Source organism: Pseudomonas sp. P5_A12, assembly GCF_056400685.1.
The window spans coordinates 1-2,211 of sequence record NZ_JBFUKU010000503.1 but is presented as its reverse complement, the minus strand read 5'-3'; the positions used below and the strand labels follow the sequence as shown (position 1 = coordinate 2,211).

General features: G+C 56.3%; 1 protein-coding gene. It reads right to left on the bottom strand.

Translation table 11 applies throughout. The annotated features are described in order from the left end of the window. Window positions 1–2,168: TcdA/TcdB catalytic glycosyltransferase domain-containing protein (locus tag AC1DSG_RS30480; protein ID WP_477794186.1), on the bottom strand; the 2,168-nt coding region annotated here is incomplete at its 3' end. Window positions 2,169–2,211 lie beyond the last annotated feature (43 nt).

The following is a 2,211-nucleotide window of genomic DNA, read 5'->3' as shown; positions in this document are numbered from 1 at the left end:
TGACTATCGCGCAGTCGGGTCATCGCCTGCTCGAACTGCCGCGCCCAACCTCTGCCATCCAGCTCCGCCAGACTGCGGCCCAATCGGGCATTCTCGGACAACGAGCGGGCGCGCAATGCGGCGTGATGCTGCCACGGCTCAATCGTACGTCCCCCAGCGATCGCTTCGCTGCGCAACAATGCACCGACCATCACGTGCGAAGGCAGCACCTTGGCGGCAATTTTCGAACCGTCGAGTTCGATCAGGTTGAAGGTGGGATCCGATCCCTGCGCAAGGCCATACAGCCCGGCAATCGTTCTGTCCGCGAGAAAACCTTCCAGGCCTTTTTGCAGATCCTGTCGGCGTTGAAACGTATACATGCCGAAGTTGGGGTCGTAAAAACGCCATGACGTTACGCCCTGCTCCACGACTTTGGCCACCAGCATCGAATGATTGTCGGTGTTGAGCATCAGAATGGAAGACGTCGTATTCGCCTCCAGGGTCTGCATGACAGTTGTCAGCTGCGCCGCCCCCAGTTTCTCGCCAAACTGCGCCATGGGAATGCTGCGTAGCTCATCCAGGGTACGCAGGAGTGCATGAGTTTCAGCGTCCGCCACGGGGACGTTGGCGTTAGCGAGTTTGCCGATCAGTGCCCGCTCCGCCGCATGACCTTTTTCCAGAGCAGCCCCCATGACCAGCGCCAGCGGATAACAGCGTCGCCCCGGATCACCATTCCCACGAACCAACAGTCCCTGCGGTAGTTGCTTGGCGGAGACGGCGCCAGCCTGATAGAACTGTGCGCGGACGCGATGGCCTTTCTGGAGGATCGACGCCTGATACTCTTCTTTGGCCGCTGCCTGGATTCGCCCGATAGACTCGCCCCACTGGAGCACGCTCAAAGGCTCAGCGAACACCTGAGCCTTCAAGACCCGGGAGCTTTGTGCACCCTCGGTTGGCGGCATCTGTGTGCTCAAAGAGCGTTCGAATGCCTGGGGATTGTGCTCGCGCAGGGCCTGCTCGATCAGCTCGTAACGCGCCGCAAGTCCACGATCCTGGGTGTTGACGGCGAGCATTCGGGTCGCCTCCCAGGCGTTGGCGAAGCCCTCGTTGTCCAGCGTTGTGGCGCCGAATAGCCCGCCTAACACCACACGGTGCAGGGGACTCAATTGCTCCACAGGCAACTGGTTGCCGGCGATCCTGGTCAGCACTTCATTCAAATTGCCAAACGGTTCGGCACCGACTGATAACGGTAATTCACGGGCGGGTTGTGCCAGGAGGCCTTGGCGCTGTTCGAAGCTGATGGCAACGTATTTCTTAAAAGAGATATCGCCACTCAACTTGTCATTCATTGCCTGGATGAATGGCTTGCCCAAATCATTGAGCAGCTGCTGCAGGATCGAGGTCTGCAGTACCGGTTTGCCTTCAATGACCGGCCAGCCCTGTTTGAAGGTCAGGGTTTGCTCCCTTAGAAGCTCTGCCATATTCGCGGCGTATCGTGTCTTGAGTTTGCCGCTTTTCCATTTCTCTTGTTCTTTTGCAAGCCATTCAAGAGGCTCGGCATTAACGGTCCAGCCGGATATTTTTTCTTCTTCAGTAGCGACGTTATAGCCATCGGTTAATTTCAACTGACCGCGGACGTTAGCCGTATCTTCAAATGTCAGGTGCGTTTCGGTGTACTCCTCCAATCCGATGACCGCAGCGCCCGGTCCGGTCAAGGTGATAGTGCCGCGTGCACCAATGCGAATCCCGTCCTGGTAATACTCGAAAATGGCTTGGCCCAAACTGGCTAGAATGCTCCTGCGTGAATGCGTGAGTGTTGCATCCTCACCGCCCTTTTCAACTAAGACTTTTTGAATGGTATCCAGCAATTCAGAGGTATCGCCCCAGTGCTTTCCATCCTGGAGTAATCGGTGCTCAACCTCATGAAGACAGTCGTAGTTGAATCGAATTATCTGCATGATTGATTCGGTCATACCGCCATCTGGGTGGGCGATAAAATAAGAGTTCATTTCACTATTGACCTGAATGGCCATGCGAAAACCCTCTTTGGGGGCCTGACTATCCTGGGGCGGAACAAATATTTCAAGTAAAGCGGGTTGACTGCGGGCGAACTTGATCAGTGCCTCTTTATCCCCAGCGGGAATTTTGTCGGTCCTGTCGGGGTAACGCTGTGGCTCTCGACCAGGCATCAAGGCGTCGTGGTGGTTGAGCAGCAACTGCAATACCCCGAGC